At 71.5% G+C, this 20776-nt stretch carries 19 protein-coding genes and 1 pseudogene; 14 read left to right on the top strand and 6 right to left on the bottom strand.

Going from position 1 to position 20776, the window contains the following annotated elements:
- Nucleotides 1–136: 136 nt before the first annotated feature.
- Nucleotides 137–349: a DUF397 domain-containing protein gene (locus AB0M16_RS23605; protein ID WP_365346148.1), complete on the top strand. Its 213-nt coding sequence runs from the start codon at nucleotides 137–139 to the stop codon at nucleotides 347–349.
- 140 nt (nucleotides 350–489) lie between these two features.
- Here the strand turns inward: AB0M16_RS23605 and AB0M16_RS23600 are convergent, their stop codons facing one another.
- On the bottom strand, nucleotides 490–993 hold the full coding sequence (locus AB0M16_RS23600; protein ID WP_365345979.1) for an ATP-binding protein: 504 nt from the start codon (nucleotides 991–993) through the stop codon (nucleotides 490–492).
- Between the two features lie 329 nt (nucleotides 994–1322).
- On the opposite strand from AB0M16_RS23600, the gene AB0M16_RS23595 reads away from it, so the two are divergent.
- The 7 genes from AB0M16_RS23595 to AB0M16_RS23565 all read left to right on the top strand — a co-directional run bounded on the left by AB0M16_RS23595 (nucleotide 1323) and on the right by AB0M16_RS23565 (nucleotide 8844).
- The gene (locus AB0M16_RS23595) at nucleotides 1323–2195 is read left to right on the top strand and encodes a helix-turn-helix transcriptional regulator (protein ID WP_365345977.1); all 873 of its coding nucleotides are present in this window, start codon (nucleotides 1323–1325) and stop codon (nucleotides 2193–2195) included.
- 94 nt (nucleotides 2196–2289) lie between these two features.
- The gene (locus AB0M16_RS23590) at nucleotides 2290–3765 is read left to right on the top strand and encodes an aldehyde dehydrogenase family protein (RefSeq protein WP_365345975.1); all 1476 of its coding nucleotides are present in this window, start codon (nucleotides 2290–2292) and stop codon (nucleotides 3763–3765) included.
- Nucleotides 3766–4195: 430 nt separating this feature from the next.
- A complete protein-coding gene (locus tag AB0M16_RS23585; RefSeq protein ID WP_365345973.1) occupies nucleotides 4196–4738 on the top strand; it encodes a DinB family protein in 543 nt (180 codons plus the stop codon).
- Between the two features lie 66 nt (nucleotides 4739–4804).
- On the top strand, nucleotides 4805–5449 hold the full coding sequence (locus AB0M16_RS23580; protein WP_365345971.1) for a PadR family transcriptional regulator: 645 nt from the start codon (nucleotides 4805–4807) through the stop codon (nucleotides 5447–5449).
- 195 nt (nucleotides 5450–5644) lie between these two features.
- On the top strand, nucleotides 5645–6601 hold the full coding sequence (locus AB0M16_RS23575) for an ATP-binding cassette domain-containing protein (protein WP_365345969.1): 957 nt from the start codon (nucleotides 5645–5647) through the stop codon (nucleotides 6599–6601).
- The gene (locus AB0M16_RS23570; protein WP_365345967.1) at nucleotides 6598–7362 is read left to right on the top strand and encodes an ABC transporter permease; all 765 of its coding nucleotides are present in this window, start codon (nucleotides 6598–6600) and stop codon (nucleotides 7360–7362) included. Before AB0M16_RS23575 ends, AB0M16_RS23570 begins: the two co-directional genes overlap by 4 nt.
- Before the next feature lie 477 nt (nucleotides 7363–7839).
- Nucleotides 7840–8844 (top strand): exo-alpha-sialidase, encoded by a 1005-nt coding sequence (locus AB0M16_RS23565; RefSeq protein ID WP_365345965.1) that lies wholly within the window; start codon nucleotides 7840–7842, stop codon nucleotides 8842–8844.
- Nucleotides 8845–8852: 8 nt separating this feature from the next.
- Here AB0M16_RS23565 and AB0M16_RS23560 read toward each other — a convergent pair whose 3' ends face one another.
- Together AB0M16_RS23560 and AB0M16_RS23555 are read right to left on the bottom strand one after the other, a co-directional pair.
- Nucleotides 8853–10268 carry a glutamate decarboxylase gene (locus AB0M16_RS23560; protein ID WP_365345963.1) on the bottom strand — a complete coding sequence of 472 codons (1416 nt, stop codon included), beginning with the start codon at nucleotides 10266–10268 and terminating at the stop codon, nucleotides 8853–8855.
- A gap of 38 nt (nucleotides 10269–10306) precedes the next feature.
- Nucleotides 10307–11575: an ion channel protein gene (locus AB0M16_RS23555; RefSeq protein ID WP_365345961.1), complete on the bottom strand. Its 1269-nt coding sequence runs from the start codon at nucleotides 11573–11575 to the stop codon at nucleotides 10307–10309.
- Nucleotides 11576–11714: 139 nt separating this feature from the next.
- Here AB0M16_RS23555 and AB0M16_RS23550 point away from each other — a divergent pair.
- A pseudogene (locus AB0M16_RS23550) lies at nucleotides 11715–12472 on the top strand (MerR family transcriptional regulator).
- Nucleotides 12473–12481: 9 nt separating this feature from the next.
- Here the strand turns inward: AB0M16_RS23550 and AB0M16_RS23545 are convergent.
- Nucleotides 12482–12850: a YbjQ family protein gene (locus AB0M16_RS23545; RefSeq protein ID WP_365345959.1), complete on the bottom strand. Its 369-nt coding sequence runs from the start codon at nucleotides 12848–12850 to the stop codon at nucleotides 12482–12484.
- A gap of 161 nt (nucleotides 12851–13011) precedes the next feature.
- On the opposite strand from AB0M16_RS23545, the gene AB0M16_RS23540 reads away from it, so the two are divergent.
- Entirely contained in the window at nucleotides 13012–13710 is a 699-nt protein-coding gene (locus AB0M16_RS23540; RefSeq protein ID WP_365345957.1) for a VTT domain-containing protein, read from the top strand.
- A gap of 33 nt (nucleotides 13711–13743) precedes the next feature.
- Here the strand turns inward: AB0M16_RS23540 and AB0M16_RS23535 are convergent, their stop codons facing one another.
- Together AB0M16_RS23535 and AB0M16_RS23530 are read right to left on the bottom strand one after the other, a co-directional pair.
- Entirely contained in the window at nucleotides 13744–15405 is a 1662-nt protein-coding gene (locus AB0M16_RS23535; RefSeq protein WP_365346146.1) for a threonine/serine exporter family protein, read from the bottom strand.
- Between the two features lie 144 nt (nucleotides 15406–15549).
- Complete coding sequence (locus tag AB0M16_RS23530) at nucleotides 15550–16041, bottom strand: inorganic diphosphatase (RefSeq protein WP_365345955.1); 492 nt, start codon at nucleotides 16039–16041, stop codon at nucleotides 15550–15552.
- Nucleotides 16042–16146: 105 nt separating this feature from the next.
- Here AB0M16_RS23530 and dacB point away from each other — a divergent pair, with 105 nt between their 5' ends.
- The 4 genes from dacB (at nucleotide 16147) to hpt (ending at nucleotide 20617) form a co-directional block, all read left to right on the top strand.
- Nucleotides 16147–17574, top strand: coding sequence for a D-alanyl-D-alanine carboxypeptidase/D-alanyl-D-alanine-endopeptidase (gene dacB / locus AB0M16_RS23525; protein WP_365345953.1), 1428 nt, complete (start codon nucleotides 16147–16149; stop codon nucleotides 17572–17574).
- 95 nt (nucleotides 17575–17669) lie between these two features.
- Nucleotides 17670–18818: a zinc-dependent metalloprotease gene (locus AB0M16_RS23520; protein ID WP_365345951.1), complete on the top strand. Its 1149-nt coding sequence runs from the start codon at nucleotides 17670–17672 to the stop codon at nucleotides 18816–18818.
- A 197-nt stretch (nucleotides 18819–19015) separates the two neighbouring features.
- Entirely contained in the window at nucleotides 19016–20035 is a 1020-nt protein-coding gene (gene tilS, locus AB0M16_RS23515) for a tRNA lysidine(34) synthetase TilS (RefSeq protein ID WP_365345949.1), read from the top strand.
- A gap of 42 nt (nucleotides 20036–20077) precedes the next feature.
- Nucleotides 20078–20617, top strand: a complete 540-nt coding sequence (gene hpt, locus AB0M16_RS23510) for a hypoxanthine phosphoribosyltransferase (protein ID WP_345530466.1) — start codon at nucleotides 20078–20080, stop codon at nucleotides 20615–20617.
- The last annotated feature ends 159 nt before the right edge of the window (nucleotides 20618–20776 follow it).

The raw sequence follows: 20776 nt of genomic DNA, 5'->3' as shown, positions 1-20776 counted from the left end.
GCTACACCACCCCTCGTGCACGTGCATCTGCTCATGCATCGGCATGTGAACACAGCTATGATCCGAGGAAGTTGACACCTGCACCAAAGATCTCGGGGAGCTACCAGTGCATCACGCGCACCACGCGTACAACGGCATGGCGGCCACGGAGCTTCGTGGTGTCGTGTGGCAGAAGAGTCGGCACAGCAACTCCCAGGGTTCCTGTGTGGAGTTCGCCAAGCTGCCCGGAGGGGACGTCGCCGTGCGCAACTCGCGCCACCCCGACGGCCCCGCGCTCGTCTACACGCCCGCCGAGATAGAGGCTCTCCTCCTGGGCGTCAAGGACGGGGAGTTCGACTACCTGGTGTGAACCGCGAGCCGCGAGCCGCGAGCCGCGCACCGCGATCGGCGAGCCGGAACGCGGGCCGCGAGCGAGAACCGCGGGCCGCGAACGAGAAAGGGCCCCGGCGGCTGCTGCCACCGGGGCCCTTCCCCGTACGTCCGCGTGGACTACTCCGGCCCCAGCCGGAACAGCGCCCACACCACCTTGCCCTGGAGCGTGCCCGCGAGCGGGTGCCAGCCCCAGCTGTCGCTGAACGACTCCACCAGGAACAGGCCCCGGCCCGACTCGGCGGCGAAGTCCTCGTCGCCCTGTCGTGCCTCCGGGCTCTCCTGGCTGGGATCGCGCACGGCGCACACCAGGCGCGACGCCCAGCGCATCAGGTGCAGTCGCACCGGCGGATTCAGGCCTTCCTCGCGCTCCGGTGCCACCTCGCCCGGCACCGCGTGCCGCAGGGCGTTCGTGACCAGCTCGGAGACGACGAGGGCGACATCGTCGAAACGCTCGGACAAATCCCAGTTGTCGAGCGTCTGACTGGTGAACTTCCGTGCACCGCGTACCGCTTCGTAGCGGGGCGGGAGGGCGCAGGAGGCGGAGTTGGAGACGGCCGCGGGATCGATCGGCGGAAGCCCCTGCCGTAACGGCTCGAGCATGGTCGATCCATTCGGTCCCATGCGAGGCACTCCCGGGAATCGCGGCGGTGGTGCGACAAAGGCGGTGCGACAACGGTGCGGCAATCCGCGCGAGTACGCGGCTTTGCGCGAGCACCATGGTTCCGAATGCGCCCAAGGGATGCAAGGGCAGATGCACGTGCACGCGCCGGACCTGTCCGGCCCCGTGCCGAATCTGTGCATAAGTCGTCCGCCCCGCGTCCCCGAGGTGCCCGGAACCCGCCGTCTATCCGTAATCGAATGTGTACGCGCTGAAGCGTTTAGTGGCAGAATCCGGGGCTCGACGGGGGCTCGACAGCGAGAAGCAGCACCGCGAAGGGGAGGCTGGAGCCGTGACGGCAGGCGAATCGAGCGGGACGAGCGGGAGCGTGGTGCGCCGCATCCTGCTGGGCTCCCAGTTGAGGCGACTGCGCGAATCGCGTGGCATCACCCGGGAAGCCGCCGGCTACTCGATCCGAGCGTCCGAATCCAAGATCAGCCGTATGGAGTTGGGAAGGGTGAGCTTCAAGGCCAGGGACGTCGAGGATCTGCTCACGCTCTACGGGGTCAGCGACGAGAGCGAGCGCGGCGCGCTCCTCAGCCTCGTCCGCGAGGCCAACGTGGCCGGCTGGTGGCACAGCTTCGGCGACGTGCTGCCGGGCTGGTTCCAGACGTACATCGGCCTCGAAGGCGCCGCCTCCCTCATCCGCTTCTACGAAGTGCAGTTCGTCCACGGCCTGTTGCAGACCGAGGCCTACGCCCACGCCGTCGTGACCCGGGGCATGCCCGGCGCCCCGCGCGCCGAGATCGAGCGCCGGGTCGCGCTGCGTCTGGAGCGCCAGAAGGTCCTCGTCTCGGAGAACGCCCCGCACCTCCACGCCGTCCTCGACGAGGCCGCGCTGCGCCGCCCGTACGGCGACCGGGCCGTCATGCAGGGCCAGTTGCGGCACCTCATCGAGATCTCGGAGCATTCCAACGTCACGCTCCAGGTCATGCCCTTCAGCTTCGGCGGGCACGCGGGCGAGAGCGGCGCCTTCACCCTGCTGAGCTTCCCTGAGTCGGACCTCTCGGACGTCGTCTATCTGGAACAGCTGACCAGCGCCCTGTATCTCGACAAGCGCGAGGAAGTCGCCCAGTACGGAAGGGTCCTCGAGCGGCTGCAGGCGGACAGCCCCGATCCCGCGGAAAGCCGTGATCTTCTTCGAGGACTCCTCCAACTCTCCTGATACGTCAGTACGATGACGAGACATCAGTGAGGCAGCTGTGACGCGGCGGCTGTCCATGCCGACATCCGCCACCGCGGGTAAGGGGTCTCGTTCCATGGCGTCTGCTTCGTCCTCGGCCTACTTCACCGAACTGGCTCACCAGTACATCGACGGCGAGTGGAAGCCCGGCAGCGGTTCGTGGGACATCATCGACTTCAACCCGTACACCGGGGAGAAGCTGGCCGCGATCACCATCGCCACCACCGCCGAGGTGGACCGCGCCTACCGGGCCGCCGAGCGCGCCCAGGCGGAGTGGGCCGAGACCAACCCGTACACGCGTCGGCTCGTCTTCGAGCGCGCCCTGCGGATCGTCGAGGAGCGTGAGGACGAGCTCGCGGAGGCGATCGTCGCCGAGCTCGGCGGCACGCGTCTGAAGGCCGGGTTCGAGCTGCACCTGGCGAAGGAGTTCCTGCGCGAGGCCGTCCAGCTCGCGCTGCGCCCCGAGGGCAGCATCCTGCCCTCGCCCGTGGACGGCAAGGAGAACCGCGTCTACCGCCTCCCGGTCGGCGTCGTCGGTGTCATATCGCCCTTCAACTTCCCCTTCCTGCTGTCGATCAAGTCGGTGGCCCCGGCGCTCGCGCTCGGCAACGCGGTCGTGCTCAAGCCCCACCAGAACACCCCGATCTGCGGCGGCACCCTGGTCGCCAAGGTCCTGGAGGACGCCGGCCTGCCGGCCGGACTGCTCAACGTCGTCGTCACCGACATCGCCGAGATCGGCGACGCCCTCCTCACCCACCCGGTCCCGAAGGTCATCTCCTTCACCGGATCCGACCGCACCGGCCGCCACGTCGCCACCGTCTGTGCCCAGCACTTCAAGCACGCCGTCCTCGAACTCGGCGGCAACAGCGCCCTGATCGTCCTCGACGACGCCGACGTCGACTACGCGGTGGACGCGGCGGTCTTCAGCCGGTTCGTGCACCAGGGGCAGGTCTGCATGGCGGCCAACCGCATCCTGGTGGACCGCACCCTGGAGGCGGAGTTCACCGAGAAGTTCGTCGACAAGGTGAAGACCCTGCGGGTCGGCGACCCGGCCGACCCGGCCACCCACATCGGTCCGCTCATCAACTCCCAGCAGGCGGAGGCGGTCTCCGCGCTCGTCGAGCAGACCGTCGCGGGCGGCGCGACCGCCCTGTTGCGGGGCTCGGTCGAGGGCAGCCTGGTCTCCCCGACCGTCCTCACCGGCATCGCCGCCGACGCGCCCGTCCTCGGCCAGGAGATCTTCGGTCCGGTGGCCCTGATCGTGCCCTTCGACGGCGAGGACGAGGCCGTGAGGATCGCCAACGACACCCCGTACGGGCTCAGCGGCGCCGTCCACACCGCCGACATCGAGCGGGGCGTGCGGATCGCCAAGCGCGTCCACACCGGCATGATCCACATCAATGACGGCACCGTGCACGACGAGCCGATCGTGCCGTTCGGAGGCGAGAAGCAGTCGGGCGTCGGCCGGCTCAACGGCGAGGCGATGATCGAGGCCTTCACGACGCAGAAGTGGATCTCGATCCAGTACGGGCGCAGCCGCTTCCCGTTCTGAGGCGGCAGGGCGCAGGCCCTGGGCCCAGGCCCCAAGTACCCAGGCCCCAAGTACCCAGGCCCCAAGTACCCAGGCCCCAAGTACCCAGGCCCCAAGTACCCAGGCCCCAAGTACCCAGGCCACAAGTGCCCAGGCCACAAGTGCCCAGGCCCCAAGGGCTCAGGGGCCCAGGGCGGGGCCAGCGGGTTCCGCCCGGGGTCGGCCGGGTCGGTCGGGGCACGCTCGGGCCGGCCGGGGCCCCGGCTCGCTGGGGTCGGCCGGGGTCGGCGGGGGTCGTCGGGCGTCGGCCGGAATTCTTCGGGATTGAGGACGTCCTTGTGGGAATTGAGGACCGTAGCTGTCCGCAAGGATCCGTAGCGTGGTCGTTGTCGGAGGGGCTACGGCTCGGGACCTCGCGACGGACAGCTACGGACACGGAAGGCGGACAATCATGGTTGCTCTTGTTCCTGCGGAGGCCCCCGGCGACGAGCGCGGCGCGTTCCTCAACTTCATCGAGGCGCAGCGCGCCGCCGTCGTACGGGCGACCCTCGGGCTCTCCGAGGAGCAGGCGGCGAGCCGCCCCAGCGCCAGTGAGCTCAGCCTCTCCGGCCTGATCAAGCACGTCGCGGAGGTCGAGCTCAACTGGCTGCGGCTGGCCCAGCAGCGGCCGAACGAGCGGCAGCGCACCCAGGAGACCTGGAGCGAGGCCTTCCGACTCCTCGACGGCGAGTCGATCCCGGAGACCGTGGCCTTCTGGGAGGGCGTGGCGAAGGAGACGGAGGAGTTCGTCCGGAGCGTGCCGAGCCTGGACGACACCTTCCCGCTGCCGCCGGCGCCCTGGTTCCCGAAGGACGGGCGGGTGTCGGTGCGCTGGATGCTGCTGCACCTGGTCCAGGAGATCGGCCGGCACGCCGGGCACGCGGACGTGATCCGGGAGTCGCTCGACGGCAAGGGGTCCTTCGAGCTGATCGAGCTGGAGAAGCAGCAGGCCTGAGGCGGCCCTGCTCCGCCCCCGCCCCCTGGCCTACCCTGGTCGAAATTGACCAGGGAGGTCCGTGGGATGTCGGCGATCCGCCTTCTCGTCCTGGGCGCGGTCAAGATGCACGGCCGCGCCCACGGCTATCAGGTGCGCAACGACCTGGAGTACTGGGGCGCGCACGAGTGGTCCAACGCCAAGCCCGGCTCGATCTACCACGCGCTGAAGCAGATGGCGAAGCAGGGACTGCTGGCCGCGGACGAGATCGCCCCCAGCACGGCGGGCGGGCCGCCGCGGGTCGAGTACGAGATCACGGACGCGGGCCGGGAGGAGTACCTCCGGCTGCTGCGCGAGGCCCTGTCCACGTACGACCAGGCGATGGACGTCCTGTCGGCAGCCCTCGGCTTCGTCGTGGACCTGCCGCGGGCGGAGGCCGTGGAGCTGCTCAGGGCCCGGGTGCGGGGCCTGGACGAGTGGCGGTCGGCGGTCACCGAGTACTACACGCCGGCGGGCGGGCCCGGGCAGCTGGGACACATCGGGGAGATCATGCACCTCTGGGTGCACTCGGCCGACTCGAGCCGGGAGTGGACGCTCGGCCTGATCGACCGGATCGAGGGCGGGGCGTACGTGTTCGCGGGCGAGGGGGAGCCCTTCGTGGGAGTCCTCGCGGAGGGCGAGGAGAACCCGTACGCGACGGGTCCGCACCCGGACGACGCGAAGATGAGCTGAAGCCGAGGCCAAGGCCGAGGCCGCAGCCGCAGCCGCAGCCGCAGCCGAGGCCGCAGCCCAAGCCCAAGCCCAAGCCGAAGCCCAAGCCCAAGCCCAAGCCCAAGCTAATCAAGTTTGACTAGACTCCCATGAGGGCATAATCTCCCCCGCCTGGCAGTGGTCAAATTTGACTACAGGGTTTTCGGGAGGAAAGGGATGTCAGTGGACGACGCGATCCTCGTGAAGGGCGCGCGGAAGCGGTACGGCCTGAAGCAGGCGCTCGACGGGCTCGACCTGTCGGTCCGGCGGGGCACGGTGCACGGGCTGCTCGGCCCGAACGGTGCCGGGAAGACCACGACCGTACGGGTGCTGGCCACCCTGCTCCGGCACGACGAGGGCGAGGTACGCGTGGCCGGGCACGACGTCCGGCGGGAGGCCGCCGAGGTGCGGCGGCGGATCGGGCTGCTCGGCCAGCACGCGGCGCTCGACGAGGAGCTGTCCGGCCGGCAGAACCTGGAGATGTTCGGCCGGCTGCACCACCTGGGCGCGCGGGGCGCGGGGCGGCGCGCGGACGAGCTCCTGGAGCGCTTCGGGCTCGCGGACACCGGCCGCAAGCCCGTACGGCAGTACAGCGGTGGCATGCGGCGGCGGCTCGACCTGGCCGCCTCGCTGGTCACCGACCCGGAGGTGCTCTTCCTCGACGAGCCGACCACCGGGCTCGACCCGCGCGGGCGCGGGGAGGTGTGGGAGTCCGTGCGTTCCCTGGTCGGCGGGGGCACGACGGTGCTGCTGACCACCCAGTACCTGGAGGAGGCCGACCAGCTGGCCGACCGGATCTCGGTCGTCGACCAGGGGCGGGTGGTCGCCGACGGCACCCCCGACGAGCTGAAGACCCGGGTCGGGAGGGACCGGATCGACGTGGTCGTACGGGACCGGGCCCGACTCGACGAGGCGGTGCGGCTGCTGCCGTTCGGCGCGGCCGGGGCGGACGTCGACCGGGACCGGCGGCGGATCAGCGCGCCCGTGCGCGATCGGATGGCCTCGCTGGCGGAGACGGTGAGGGTCCTGGAGACGGCTGGGATCGAGGCGGAGGACATCGCCCTGCGGCGGCCCACGCTCGACGAGGTCTTCCTGCATCTGACGAGCGCCCGGGTCGAGGAGGTGGCTGCATGAGCGCGGCGTACGCGGTGAGCGACTGCTGGACGATGACCCGACGGGAGCTGGCCCACTGGGCGCGGCAGCCTGTGCAGGTGGTGGTCGGGCTCGTCTTCCCGGTCATGATGCTGCTGATGTTCGGCTACCTGGTCGGCGGCGGGCGGGCGGTCGAGGGCGACTACGTCGACTTCCTCGTGCCCGGGATGCTCACGCTGACCATGGTCTTCGGCCTCGAAGGGACGATGACCGCGGTCACCCAGGACCTGAACAAGGGGGTGATCGACCGCTTCCGGGCCATGCCGATGGCGGACGGCGCGGTGCTCGTGGGGCGGGCGGCGGCCGACATGCTGCAGTCGACGGTGGGGCTGCTCCTGATGATCGGCGTCGGCCACGCGATCGGCTGGCGGGTGCACGGCGGCCTCGGCGCCTTCGTCGGCGCGGTGGGGCTGCTGCTCCTGCTGCGCTTCGCGATGCTGTGGATCGGGATCTTCCTCGCCCTGATCGCGGGGCGCGCCGAGCTGGTCCAGGCGGTGCAGATCCTGGTCTGGCCGGTCGGCTTCCTCTCCAACGCCTTCGCCTCGCCCGAGGCGATGCCGGGCTGGCTGGGCGCGGTCGTCGAGTGGAACCCGATGTCGGCGACCGCCACCGCCGTACGCGACCTGTTCGGCGGCCCCGGCGGCGAACCGGGCTGGATCGGCGCGGCGGTTCTGTGGCCGCTGGCACTGCTCGGGGTCTTCTTCCCGCTGGCGGTACGGAAGTTCGGGCGGCTCGGGAAGTAGCGGGCGGACGGCCGGGGGAGCGGTCGGGGCACGGTCCTCGGGGTGGGGCCGCGCGCCGTCCTGGGGATGAGGGCGGGGCACGGTGCCGGGGATGGGGCACGGTGCCCGGGGATGCAGCCGCGAAGGCTCGCTCGGATGCGGCCGCGAAGGGTCTCGGAAATTGGTGCTCCGGAGATGGGAACCCGGAGGCGGTGAGCGGTGTAACAGAAGCAGACACGGAACGTGGAGGAGAACAGGGGGAGTTCGATGCGCGGTTCCTGGAAGGCGGCGTGTGCCGCCGTGCTGCTGATGACGCTCGCCTCGGCCTGTACGGAGGGGGCTGCGAAGCCCCGGGCGTCCGGAGGGCCCGGGGCGCCGACGGCGTCCGGCATCGGTGGGCCTTACGGGGCACCGGCGCGGATCCCGTCGGCGCCGGGGCTTCCTGGCTGGGCGCACAGCGCGGGTTTCGCTGCCGACGGCAGCGGGATGGTTCTGCTCGTGCAGTGTGTGACCGACCGGGCCCGGCCGGAGAACGGCTTCTGCCGACAGCAGGTGGCCGCCCTCGACGGGGGCGCGCGGTCCTGGGCGCTGCGGAGCAGTCCGCTGCCCGAGATACCGCCGTCGAGGGGTGTCTCGGCGGGGCTGACGGTGCTCGGACCGGGTCGGGCGGTGATCGAGGACGGCGGCGGGGACGAGCCGGAGCGGACCTGGTTCACGGCGGACGCCGGGCGGAGCTGGCGCGCGGTCGAGCGGCGCGCGGTCGGGACGACCCCGCTGATACCGGCGGGCGCGGTCCTCGCCACCGAGTGCCTTCCGCCCTCCCCGGGGCCGACGCAGGAGTGCGCGCGGGAGCGGATCGTCGTCATCTCGCCGGAGGACGGGCGGCGGCGGGCCCTGGCCCGGCCGCCGCGGCTCGGGGACCTGCCGCAGCCGGCCGCCGTGGCGGAGCCGGACGGTTCCTGGTGGGTCTCGGGCCGCGACCCCGTCTCCGGGCGGGACGCGCTGGCCTTCTCCCGTGACGGGGGTCGGAGCTGGACGCTGAGCCGGCTGCCGAGCCCGCCGGCGGTCACGGGCCTGCCGCGGCTCTGGGCCGTGCACGTGGCGGTCGGTCCGGACGCGGTGTACGCGGCGGAACTGGGCGAGTTGGAGGGCGGCGAGCCGGTGAAGAACCCGATGCGGGCCCTGCACCGCTCGCTCGACGGAGGACGCACCTGGACGCGGATGTGGACCACGGGCCCCGCGGCTGAGCCGCGCACCGTCACGGGCCTCCCGGTGCCGGGCCCGGCCGGCCGCGTGACGGTCTACGGAGAGCGGTCGCCGTACGAGAGCGCGGACGGCGGCCGCACCTTCCGGCAGGCCGCCGCGGGCACGTCCTGGATACGGCGCACCGGCATCGGGCTGCTGCGGGAGGGCGACCGCTGCCGGTACGCGACGACCCGGGACGGGGTGCGCTGGTCGGAGTTCACCCTCGCCTGCGAGGACCGGGGCCCGACGGGCGGATAGCGCCGCGCTCAGTGGTGGAAGGAGGTCGCAGCGCCCTTGTCGTGGGTGGACGGCCGGGACTGCGCCCGCAGTTCGGGCAGGACTTGCTTCAGGTCCTCGATGAGGAGGCTCGCCAGGTCGGCGGAGAAGCCGTTGCGGCAGACGACGCGGAGGACCGACAGGTCCTCGCGGTTCGCCGGGAAGGTGTAGGCGGGGACGAGCCAGCCGTTCTCGCGCAGCCGGCGCGAGACGTCGAAGACGTCGTAGCGGGTGACCTCAGGGGCGGTGGTGAAGGCGAAGACGGGGAGCTGGTCGCCCCGGGTGAGGAGGCGGAAGTCGCCCAGGGCCTCGACCCGTTCGGCCAGGCCTCGGGCGACGTCCCGGCTGGTCTGCTGGACCGTCCGGTAGCCCTCCCTGCCCAGCCTGAGGAAGGTGTAGTACTGCGCGACGACCTGGGCGCCGGGGCGGGAGAAGTTGAGAGCGAAGGTCGGCATGTCGCCGCCGAGGTAGTTGACCCGGAAGACCAGCTCCTCGGGGAGTTCGGCGGGCGAGCGCCACAGCGCCCAGCCGACGCCCGGGTAGACGAGTCCGTACTTGTGGCCGGAGGTGTTGATGGAGGAGACGCGGGGGAGCCGGAAGTCCCACACCACGTCCTCGTCGAGGAAGGGGGCGACCATGGCGCCGGAGGCGCCGTCGACGTGGACGGGGATGTCGAGACCCGTGCGGTTCTGCAGTTCGTCGAGGGCGGCGCAGATGTCGGCGACGGGTTCGTAGGAGCCGTCGAAGGTGGAGCCGAGGACGGCGACGACGCCGATGGTGTTCTCGTCGCAGAGCGCGGCGGCGGAGGCGGCGTCCATGTGGAAGCGGTCGCCGTCCATGGGTACCAGCCGGGCCTCGACCTCCCAGAAGTTGCAGAACTTCTCCCAGCAGACCTGGACGTTGATCCCCATCACCAGGTTGGGCCGGGCGCCGGGGTAGCGGTCGGCGTTGCGTTTCGCCCAGCGGCGCTTGAGGGCCATGCCGGCGAGCATGCAGGCCTCGCTGGAGCCGGTGGTGGAGCAGCCGACGGCGGCCGAGGGGTCGGGCGCGTGCCAGAGGTCGGCGAGCATGGCGACGCAGCGGCGCTCGAGTTCGGCGGTGCGCGGGTACTCGTCCTTGTCGATCATGTTCTTGTCGCGGCACTCGGCCATGAGCACCCCGGCCTGGGGCTCCATCCAGGTGGTCACGAAGGTGGCCAGGTTGAGGCGGGAGTTGCCGTCGAGCATCAGCTCGTCGTGGACGATCTGATAGGCGCTCATCGGCGGCAGCGGGCCGTCCGGCAGACGGTGGCGCGGGGGCGCCTCGGTCATGCCGCTGACCGGGTTGGCGTCCCCGTAGAAGGGGTTGAAGGCGAGACGGCGGAAGTGTTCGCTGTCCTGCTCGGCGGGGCCTTTGTGCAGGGCCATGGTTGGTTCCTCCGGGATGTCGTCGGGAAGGCGTCGGCTCAGCGCAGGGCGTTGCCGTGCTCGTCGAGTTGCAGGAAGGGGCGGCCGGTGACGACCAGCCAGGCGGGCAGGGAGGCGAGGCAGAGCAGGGCGAGCATCGGCGGCGAGGCGGCGATCACGGCGGCGACGAAGAGGCTCACCCACCCCTGCCGGGTGGTGGCGAGCAGGACGCCGAGGACGCCGGAGGAGACGGCGACGGTCGGGTTCATCTCCGGGACGAGTGCCTGGGCGCAGAGTCCGAACGCGGCGCCGACGAAGACGGCGGGGAAGACCCGGCCGCCGCGGAATCCGCAGGCGCCGGCGACGAGCAGGGCGGCCAGTTTCACCACGGTGAGTTTGGCCAGTTCCCCGGAGTCGAGGGTGCCGATCTCCTCGACGATCTCCTTGGTCTCCGTGAGGCCCTTGAACAGCGTCAGATGTCCACCGAGGGCGCCGAGGAGGCCGAGGAGGAGGCCGCCCAGAGGAAGGATCACCATCGGATGGCCCAGACGGGTGAAGGCCCGGTGGAGGTGGGGGAAGGCGTAGCAGCCGAGGAGGCCGAAGACGGCGGCCAGGGGGGCGAGGACGAGGGCGGCGAGGAGGTCCTCGTAGCCCGGGGTGTCCAGCGGCGGCAGCCCCATGTCGAAGCTGGGACTGGCGGCCAGTTGGGTGGTCATCGAGCCGGCGCCCGCGGCGAGGAGCGGGGCGAAGAGCTGGTCCCAGAGCGATCCCCGGCTCGGTGTGGAGGCCAGGGCCTCGGAGATGACGAGCGCGGCGGCGACCGGCGTGCCGAACAGGGCGCCGAGGGTGCCGGCGATGCCCAGGGACACCCAGAAGGCGCCGGGTGCGGACGGCAGGTACCGGTGCCCCACCCAGTACGTGAGGGCGATGGCGGAGCCGATCGTCGGGCTCTCCGGGCCGAGGCTGACGCCGCCGGCGAGGGCGAGCGTGGCGGCGAGGAGCAGGCCGGGCACCACGACGAGCGGCAGCGGCGGCCCGCCGAGTCCCTCGGTGGCCGGGTCGGGGCCTGCGTGCCCCGGCGTCTTCCAGACGATGAGGCCTACCGCGATGCCGGTCGCGGTGAGCATGACGATGATCCAGAGAGCGGAGTAGTGGCCGATGCCGAGCGCGTCCGGAAGGTCGTTCCACAGCAGGTGCTGGAGCTGGTCGGCCAGCTCGCTGAGCCCCAGGAACAGCAGACCGCAGCCCACCCCGGCCACGAGGGCGGGCAGGATCTGAGGCAGCAGGATCCTCAAGGGCGCCTCGGAGGCGGGAGTCTCGGTGGCCACCGCCCCACCATAAGTGAGCAAATGGGGCATAACATCCCGAGATTCGGGCTTGCGCCTCACGTCGCGTCAGGACCGAGGCTGAAGCGCGAACCGACGGAAGGAGAAAAGCGCGAACCGACGGAAGGAGAAGGGGGAGCCGATGAGCCACTCCGTGGGGCAGGTCGCGGGCTTCGCCGAGGCCACGGTGCGCACCCTGCACCACGACGACGCGATCGGGCTGCTCTCGCCGGGCAGCCGCAGCGCGGCGTGCCACCGCCGCTACGACGACGCGGACCTCGACAGGCTGCAGCAGATCCTGTTCTACCGGGAGCTCGGGCTTCCTCCTCGACGAGGTCGCCGTCCTGCTCGCCGACCCCCGCGCCGACCCGCAGGAGCACCTGCGGCGGCACCGCGCGCTGCCGACCACGCGCATCGGGGAGCTCCGGCGGACGGCGGCGCCGCGGAGCGCGCCATGGAGGCGAGAAGGATGGGCATCAACCTCACACCCGAGGAGAAGTGCGAAGTCTTCGGCCACAAGGACCCGGAGGCCTACGCCGAGGAGTCCGCCCGCCGCTGGGGCAGCACCCGCACCCGCGAGCAGACGCAGGCCCGCGTCGCGACGTACACCAAGGACGACTGGCAGCGCATGAAGGAGGAGATCGAGGCCTGGGGCACCGCGTACGGCGCCCTCATGGACGCCGGCCGGGCCCCGGCTCCCCGGCCGCCATGGACCTCGCCGAAGCCCACCGCGCCCACATCACCAAGTGGTTCGACTGCCATCCCGAGATCCACCAGGGCCTCGCCGAGACGTACGTCTCCGACGAGAACCACCGCGCCTTCTCCGACGCGATCCACGAGGGACTCGCCGGGCACCTGCGCAGCGCGATCCACGCGAACGCGCGGCGCCCGGCGGCGTAGCGGGACGGCTCAGGCGCGCGGCGCGATCACCACGGCGGTGCCGTAGGCGCACACCTCCGCGCCCACGTCGGCGGCCTCCGTGACGTCGAAGCGGAACATCAGGACCGCGTTCGCACCGCGCGCCCGCGCCTGCTCCACCAGCCGCTCCATCGCCTGGTTACGGGTCTCCACCAGGGTCTTCGTCAGCCCCTTGAGCTCCCCGCCGACCAGCGACTTCAGGCCCGCGCCGATCTGGCTGCCGACGTGCCGCGAGCGGACGGTCAGTCCGAAGACCTCGCCGATCACCTGCTGCACCTGGTAGCCGGGTACGTCGTTGGTCGTGACCACCAACACATCCGACTGGGACGTCTGACCGCCGCCGTACTCGTCGATGCCCATGCGCATCCACCTCCTGGGCCCCAGCCTGGGGCCGGAGTCCACCCCCCGCACCCGGAGAGGGCCGGGTGGAACCCGGGGCGTTCACCTCACGTTGATAGCTTGGGGCGGCACTCCGTACGATCGCCCCCCTTCTTCCCCCCGACCGCAGGAGCCCGGAACCCGTGAACACGCTTGCCCTCGGACCGAGCTGGCTGGACCCGGACTATCTGATCCAGACCTTCGGTCTGATCGGTGTACTCGTCATCGTCTTCGCCGAGTCCGGACTGCTCATCGGCTTCTTCCTGCCGGGCGACTCGCTGCTCTTCACCACCGGCCTGCTGGTCACCACGGGCAAGCTCGACTACCCCCTGTGGCTGGTGTGCACCCTGGTGGTCGCCGCGGCGATCATCGGCGACCAGGTCGGCTACCTCTTCGGCCGCAAGGTCGGCCCGGCGCTCTTCAAGCGCCCGGACTCCAAGCTCTTCAAGCAGGAGAACGTCGAGAAGGCGCACGAGTTCTTCGAGAAGCACGGACCGAAGTCCCTGATCCTGGCCCGTTTCGTGCCGATCGTCCGCACCTTCACGCCGATCATCGCCGGTGTCAGCCGGATGAACTACCGCTCCTTCATCACGTTCAACGTGATCGGCGGCGTGCTGTGGGGCGCCGGCGTCACCCTGCTCGGCTCCGCGCTCGGCAAGATCGACTTCGTCCACAAGCACATCGAGCTGATCCTGATCGCGATCGTGCTCATCTCCGTGATCCCGGTCGTCATCGAGGTCCTGCGCGCCCGCTCCCAGTCCAAGAAGGACCAGGACGACGACCACGACGCCCCCGGCACCCCCAACCCGCCGACCGAGCGCGGCCGCCACGCCAAGCGCTAGCGGCCCGCCCCGGGGCCCCGGCCCCGCCGGACGCTAGAAACCTCGGGTGCGCTTCGCGGCGCGGCGGGCCGCCGCCGCGCGCGGGGCCTGCATGAACAGGCGGGCCAGCTCGCCGCCGAGGTTCACGCCGATCGCGATCGCGAGCGCCAGGGCCGCCGCCTTCGCCAGCGAGGCGAAGCCCTGGTCCAGGTTGTTCTGGGCGATCGCCAGCACCCCGAAATAGGTCGCCGAACCGGGCAGCAGCGGGCCGATCGCCGCCGTCACGTACGGCAGCGACGACGTGTGCTGGTAGCGGGCGGCCAGCTGGCCGAACAGACCCACCAGACCGGCCGCCACCGCCGTCGCCATCACCGTCGACCCGCCCGCCGTCACCGCGATCGACGCGTAGATCACCCAGGCCACCCCGCCGTTCAGCGTGGCGAACAGCACCGTCGCCCGCGACTGCTGCAGCAGGATCGCGAAGGTCGCGCACAGCACCATCGACGCCGCGATCTGCACCCAGGGCCGCTCCACCGCCTGGAGCGTCCCCTCCGGATTGAGCTGCGCGTCGAACTGCACCGCCAGGTACAGCACCGACAGCACGCCCACCACGATCGCCACGAAGAAGTACCCGACCTCCAGCAGGCGGGCCGAGGCCGTGATGTAGAAGCCGGTCAGACCGTCCTGCACGGCCGCCACCAGAGCCCGCCCCGGGATCAGCGCGAACAGACCACCGGTGATCACCGCCGAGGGCCGCAGCTCCGTGTGCAGCATCGTCAGCGCCACACCCACCGCCGCCGGCGGCATCGCCGCCACCAGGAACTGGTAGAACTCCGGCAGCCCGCGCCCCGCACACAGCCACGCGAGCCGGTCACCCAGCATCGCGCCGAGCGCGGCCACGAAGAACACGGTCGGCCCGCCGCCGAGCAGCACCGAGGCCGCCCCGGCCAGGACGCCCGCCGCAGCCGTGAGCGCCCAGCCCGGGTACGGGTGCCGATTGCGCCGTATCTCCGCGAGCCGCCGGTACGCCTCCTCCGGCGACACCTCGTGGTCCGGGTCGTTGATGTCGGCGAGCAGCTGGTACACCGCCGCGAGCCGGGTGTAGTCGGTGCCCCGGCGCCGCACCGTGCGGTTCGCCGTCACCGGGTCGTCCACCAGCGACGGCTGGTACGTGATCGACAGCAGCGTGAAGGTCACCGTCGGCTCGCAGCGGTCCAGACCGTACGACCGGCAGATCGCGAACATCGCCGCCTCGACGTCCTCCGCGCCCTCGCCGCCCGCGAGCAGCAGCTCGCCGATACGCAGGGTCAGGTCGAGCACCCGCGGCACGGCCGGGCCGGTCTCGTCGTCCTTGCGCGGCGCCTCCGGCACCGGGCGCTCGCCGACCGGCAGCCGCAGCATGGTCCGCATCCGGTCCTGCCAGGGCGCGTCCTGCGACAGCTTGACCATCGGTATGCCGTAGGCGGGCGTGAACGCGGGCGGCGGGGCCTGCGGCGCCGAGTAGCCGGCGGGGGGAGTGAAGGCGGAACCTTCCTGCTCCGTCGTCGGCTCGGCGGCGAGCCCCTCGGGCAGGGCGAACTCGGAGGTCGGGTGCTCCTCCTCCGGCGGTTCCGGCGGCTCCACCCCGGCCGGCGGGATGAACGCACTGCGTGCCTCGTCCGAAGGCGGCTTCCGGTCCTCCGGGGCCTCCTCGGACCCGTCCGGCTTCGCCACCACTCTGTTCGCCCTCATTCCGGCCTGGTACCCACGCGGTCACGCCCCATACGGGCCCGACACCAGCCCAGTATGAACGCGCGAAGGGCGGCGCACCTCAGCAGGTGCGCCGCCCTTCACAGGTCAGCGGCTCGGGAGAGCGCGGGCTCAGTGGCCGCCCTGCTCCTTGAAGCGCTGGTACGACTTCTCGATCTCGGCCTCGGCCTCGGCGCGGCCGACCCAGTCGGCGCCCTCGACGGACTTGCCCGGCTCCAGGTCCTTGTAGACCTCGAAGAAGTGCTGGATCTCGAGGCGGTCGAACTCGGCCACGTGGTGGATGTCGCGCAGGTGCTCCATGCGCGGGTCCGTCGCCGGGACGCACAGCAGCTTGTCGTCGCCGCCGGCCTCGTCCGTCATGCGGAACATGCCGATGGCGCGGCACTTGATCAGGCAGCCCGGGAAGGTCGGCTCGTCGAGGATGACGAGCGCGTCCAGCGGGTCGCCGTCCTCGCCGAGGGTGTTCTCGACGTAGCCGTAGTCCGTCGGGTAGGCGGTCGAGGTGAAGAGACGGCGGTCCAGGCGGATCCGACCGGTCTCGTGGTCGACCTCGTACTTGTTCCGCGATCCCTTGGGGATCTCGATGAGAACGTCGAACTCCACGGGTGGATCTCCTCCTGAATCAACACATGTCAATGCTCGCGACGACGCGCGGTGGTTAAGTGTCTCTCACGCACGGTCTTGATCGCGAAAGGGGCTGGTCATCACATGCCGGAGCCGAGAACCTGGCAGGTCGCGGCGGGGTCCGCAGCGCTCGGTCTGGCCCTGGCCGCCGGTGCGGTGGCCGCGGCCGGCCCGTGGGACTCCGGTCAGCGTAAGGCCGAGCGCGCCCGCGCGGTCTCCGCCGACGGCCGAGGTGGCGCACATCACGCCGGTGCCCCCGGCGCGACCGCCCCCCGCCGCCCCGCCCCCGCCCCCAGCGCCCCCGGCGTGCTGCGCGCCCTGGGCAGCACCCCGCACGCCCCGGGGATCACCCGGTCGGGCGACGACCTCGCGGCCGTCCTCGTACCCCTGCTCGCCGACCCCGGCCTCGGCACCCTGCGCACCGCCTCCGTCGTCGACGCCGCCACCGGCCGCCCCCTCTACGGCGAAGGCGCGAGCACCCCCATGACCCCCGCCTCCACCGTCAAGATCGCCACCACGGCCGCCGCCCTCTCCGCCCTCGGCCCCGACCACCGCATCGCCACCACCACGGTGGCCTCCCCCGACCACCGCACCGTCACCCTCGTCGGCGGCGGCGACCCCACCCTCGACCGGACCCGCCTCAAAGCCCTCGCCGAGGCCACCGCCCGCGCCCTCAAGGCCCACGGCACCACCGCCCCCGCCCCCGTCCGCCTCGGCTACGACACCAGCCTCTACAAGGGCCCCCAGCTCCACCCGATCGGCCGCAACGAGAACCTCGCCCCCGTCAACGCCCTCATGACCGACGAGGGCCGCCTCGACGGCAGCCGCAGCGGACCCGCACCACGCACCGGCGACCCGGCCGGCGACACCGCCGCTACCTTCGCCCGGCTCCTCGAGGACGCCGGCATCACCGTCCACGGCGCACCCCAGCCCGCCAAGGCCCCCAAGAGCACCCCCCTGGCCCGCACCGAATCCGCGCCCCTCGCCGACCTCGTCGAGCGCACCCTCACCCACAGCGACAACGACCTCGCCGAGGCCCTCGCCCGGCAGACCGCCCTCGCCCGCAAGCAGCCCGCCAGCTTCACCGGCGCCGAGAAGGCCGTCCACGACGAACTCGCCCGCCTGGGCCTCCCCCTCGCCGGAGCCCGCTTCGCCGACGGCAGCGGCCTCGACCGCCGCGACCGCGTCTCCGCCGCCCTGCTCACCGGCATCCTCACCCGCGCGGCCGACCCGGCCCGCCCGGCACTGCGCCCCGTCCTCACCGGACTGCCCGTCGGCGGCTTCAGCGGCACCCTCGCCGGACGCTTCGGCACCGGCGCCGCCACCTCCGGCGCCGGCCTGGTCCGCGCCAAGACCGGCACCCTCACCGGCGTGAACACCCTCGCCGGCACCGTCGTCACCGCCGACGGCCGACTCCTCGCCTTCGCCTTCCTCGCCGGCCGCACCAGCTCCCCGGACACCGCCCAGCCCGCCCTCGACCGCCTCTCCGCAGCCCTCGCCCCACCCCGCTGACCCACCCCCGACCCGGGCCGTTCCGCTCCCGCCCGACCCGCCCCGAACTCGCCCGAACCCTCACCGAACAGGCGCCGAGAACGTACGGTTGACGCATGACGAGCATCGGTGGTGCAGGCACATCGGGGATGGTCGACTGGAATCTCGCCGTCGCGACGGCGACCCGCCTGGTGCGCCCGGGCCCCGAGGTCACCCGGGACGAGGCCCGCGAGGTCGTCGCCGAACTCCGCAGACACGCCAAAGCCGCCGAGGAACACGTCCGGGCCTACACCCGCATGATCCCCGAGGACCACGACCCCGCCGACATCACCGACACGCCCGTCCTGGTCGTCGACCGGGCCGGCTGGATCAGGGCCAACGTCGCCGGCTTCCGCGAACTGCTCTCCCCGCTCCTCGACAAGATGAAGGAACGCCGCTCCACCGGCTCCGGCGGCACCGTGCTCAACGCCGTCGGCGGCAAGGTCACCGGCGTCGAACTCGGCGTCCTCCTGTCCTTCCTCGCCTCCCGCATCCTGGGCCAGTACGAGACCTTCGCCCCCGCGACCCGCGAACTGCCCGCCGGCCCGGACGGCGGCGGCCGACTGCTCCTCGTCGCCCCCAACATCGTCCACGTCGAACGCGAGCTCGAAGTCTCCCCGCACGACTTCCGGCTCTGGGTCTGCCTCCACGAGGAGACCCACCGCACCCAGTTCACCGCCGTGCCCTGGCTCCGCGACCACCTCCAGGGCGAGATCCAGTCCTTCCTCGCCGCCACCGACGTCGACCCCTCCACCGTCGTCGAACGGCTCCGCGAGGCCGCCCAGGCCCTCGTCGGCGGCCGCCCCGAAGGCGAACACGGCGAACCCGCACCCTCGCTCGTCGAACTCGTCCAGACCCCCGAACAGCGCGAGATCCTCGGGCGCCTCACCGCCGTCATGTCCCTCCTCGAAGGCCACGCCGACTACGTCATGGACGGCGTCGGCCCCGACGTCGTGCCCTCCGTCGCCGAGATCCGCGAGAAATTCCAGCAACGCCGCGCCCGCGGCGCCTCCCGCCTCGACCTCGCCCTGCGCAAGCTCCTCGGCCTCGACGCCAAACTGCGCCAGTACCGCGACGGCGAGCGCTTCGTACGAGCCGTCGTCGACCAGGTCGGCATGGACGGCTTCAACCGGATCTGGACCTCTCCCAACACCCTCCCCACCAAGTCCGAGATCGCGAAACCGGCCGACTGGGTGGCGAGGGTGCACCGTAAGGCAGACTCATGAGACAGGTGCGTCGGAAGACCGAAGAACACCCCACCAATCACCCATCCGAGGGACCGTAGACGGCGGGTAAGGCGTGCAATGCTCGGGTAACGGCCAGGTTCTGTCACCATCGACGCACTCTGAGTGACCGAAACCCCACTTCCGACCGTTAAGACTCCGACCGAGGCACCCCACTCTCTCCACGAAGGGCACCGGACATGGGTCCCCATCCTGCGGTCGCGGCGATACGCCTGGCGGTCCGCCGCGTACTCCACGACGTCCTCACCGCACACACCACCCAGCACCCCGAGGGCGGCACCACCCCGCACCCCCTCGTGCTCGTCGCCTGCTCCGGCGGCTCCGACTCCATGGCGCTCGCCTCCGCGCTCGCCTTCGAGTCCCGCAAGCTCGACCTCCGCGCCGGCGGCATCACCGTCGACCACGGCCTCCAGGCGGGCTCCGGACAGCGCGCCCACGAGGTCGCCGAGCGCATGACCGCCCTCGGCCTCGACCCCGTCGAAGCCGTCGCCGTCACCGTCGGCCGCGACGGCGGACCCGAGGCCGCCGCCCGCGACGCCCGCTACGCCGCCCTCGACGCCGCCGCCGAGCGCCACGGCGCCACCGCCGTCCTCCTCGGCCACACCCGCGACGACCAGGCCGAAACCGTCCTCCTCGGCCTCGCCCGCGGCTCCGGCATCCGCTCCCTCTCCGGCATGGCCGCCGTCTCCGGCGCCGCAGGCCGCTACCGCCGCCCCTTCCTGGAACTCGACCGGCAGACCGTCCGCAAGGCCTGCATCGCCCAGGAACTCGCCGTCTGGGACGACCCGCACAACAGCGACCCCGCCTACACCCGCTCCCGACTCCGCCACGAAGGCCTCCCCGCCCTGGAGAAAGCCCTCGGCAAAGGCGTCGTCGAAGCCCTCGCCCGAACGGCCCAGCTCTCCCGCGACGACGCCGACGCCCTCGACTCCTGGGCCGCCGACGTCGAACTCGCCGTACGGGACGAAGCAGGCCGCCTCGAGTGCGCCAAACTCTTCGGACTCCCCCCCGCCGTCCGCCGCCGCGTCCTGCGCCGCGCCATGATCGCCGAAGGCGCGCCGGCCGGCTCCCTCTTCGCCCGCCACATCGAAGAGGTCGACCGGCTCATCACCGGCTGGCGCGGCCAAGGAGCCATCAACCTGCCCGGCCGCGTCGAGGCACGCCGCCAGGGTGGCAGACTGGTCATTCGGCAAGGCTGACGCAAGGCTGCAACGAAAGTGACCCGGGTGAACGAGAAGGACATGGGCACCGACCTCAAGTCGGTGCTCATCACCAAGGAAGAGATCGACGCGAAGCTGGCCGAGCTGGCCGCGAAGATCGACACGGAGTACGCGGGCAAGGACCTGCTCATCGTCGGCGTCCTCAAGGGCGCCGTGATGGTGATGGCGGACCTGGCGCGCGCGCTGTCCACCCCCGTCACCATGGACTGGATGGCCGTCTCCTCGTACGGCGCCGGCACCCAGTCCTCCGGCGTGGTCCGCATCCTCAAGGACCTCGACACCGACATCAAGGGCAAGCACGTCCTGATCGTCGAGGACATCATCGACTCGGGCCTGACCCTGTCGTGGCTCCTGTCCAACCTCGGCTCGCGCGAGCCGGCCTCCCTGGAGGTCTGCACCCTCCTGCGCAAGCCGGACGCCGCGAAGGTCGCCATCGACGTCAAGTGGATCGGCTTCGACATCCCGAACGAGTTCGTCGTCGGGTACGGCCTGGACTACGCCGAGAAGTACCGCAATCTCCCGTTCGTCGGCACCCTCGCCCCGCACGTCTACGGCGGCTGAGTAACCCCGCCCCAAGGGAACCCGCACCGTCTTCCCTCCGTTGAACCATGGGAAGACGGTCGCGGGCGACAATGCTGGGGTACCGTCCGAAGAACAGCTTTTTCATACCGCAGCTCCAAACAACCGCAGCTACTGAGCAGCATTCACCTACGGGCAGGA

Origin of the sequence: Streptomyces sp. NPDC051921 (genome assembly GCF_040680975.1) — a bacterium.
In the GTDB taxonomy this organism is placed as follows: Bacteria; Actinomycetota; Actinomycetes; order Streptomycetales; family Streptomycetaceae; genus Streptomyces.
Note: the sequence above shows the minus strand (reverse complement) of the source record. Positions and strands in the feature narration are given on the sequence as shown.

Excerpts from the sequence above, each read along its gene's own strand:
- AB0M16_RS23605 (WP_365346148.1), top strand. The coding sequence starts at position 137 with ATGGCGGCCACGGAGCTTCGTGGTGTCGTGTGGCAGAAGAGTCGGCAC.
- AB0M16_RS23600 (WP_365345979.1), bottom strand. The coding sequence starts at position 993 with ATGGGACCGAATGGATCGACCATGCTCGAGCCGTTACGGCAGGGGCTT.
- AB0M16_RS23590 (WP_365345975.1), top strand. The coding sequence starts at position 2,290 with ATGGCGTCTGCTTCGTCCTCGGCCTACTTCACCGAACTGGCTCACCAG.
- AB0M16_RS23585 (WP_365345973.1), top strand. The coding sequence starts at position 4,196 with ATGGTTGCTCTTGTTCCTGCGGAGGCCCCCGGCGACGAGCGCGGCGCG.
- AB0M16_RS23580 (WP_365345971.1), top strand. The coding sequence starts at position 4,805 with ATGTCGGCGATCCGCCTTCTCGTCCTGGGCGCGGTCAAGATGCACGGC.
- AB0M16_RS23575 (WP_365345969.1), top strand. The coding sequence starts at position 5,645 with ATGTCAGTGGACGACGCGATCCTCGTGAAGGGCGCGCGGAAGCGGTAC.
- AB0M16_RS23570 (WP_365345967.1), top strand. The coding sequence starts at position 6,598 with ATGAGCGCGGCGTACGCGGTGAGCGACTGCTGGACGATGACCCGACGG.
- AB0M16_RS23560 (WP_365345963.1), bottom strand. The coding sequence starts at position 10,268 with ATGGCCCTGCACAAAGGCCCCGCCGAGCAGGACAGCGAACACTTCCGC.
- AB0M16_RS23545 (WP_365345959.1), bottom strand. The coding sequence starts at position 12,850 with ATGGGCATCGACGAGTACGGCGGCGGTCAGACGTCCCAGTCGGATGTG.
- dacB (WP_365345953.1), top strand. The coding sequence starts at position 16,147 with ATGCCGGAGCCGAGAACCTGGCAGGTCGCGGCGGGGTCCGCAGCGCTC.
- AB0M16_RS23520 (WP_365345951.1), top strand. The coding sequence starts at position 17,670 with ATGACGAGCATCGGTGGTGCAGGCACATCGGGGATGGTCGACTGGAAT.
- tilS (WP_365345949.1), top strand. The coding sequence starts at position 19,016 with ATGGGTCCCCATCCTGCGGTCGCGGCGATACGCCTGGCGGTCCGCCGC.
- hpt (WP_345530466.1), top strand. The coding sequence starts at position 20,078 with ATGGGCACCGACCTCAAGTCGGTGCTCATCACCAAGGAAGAGATCGAC.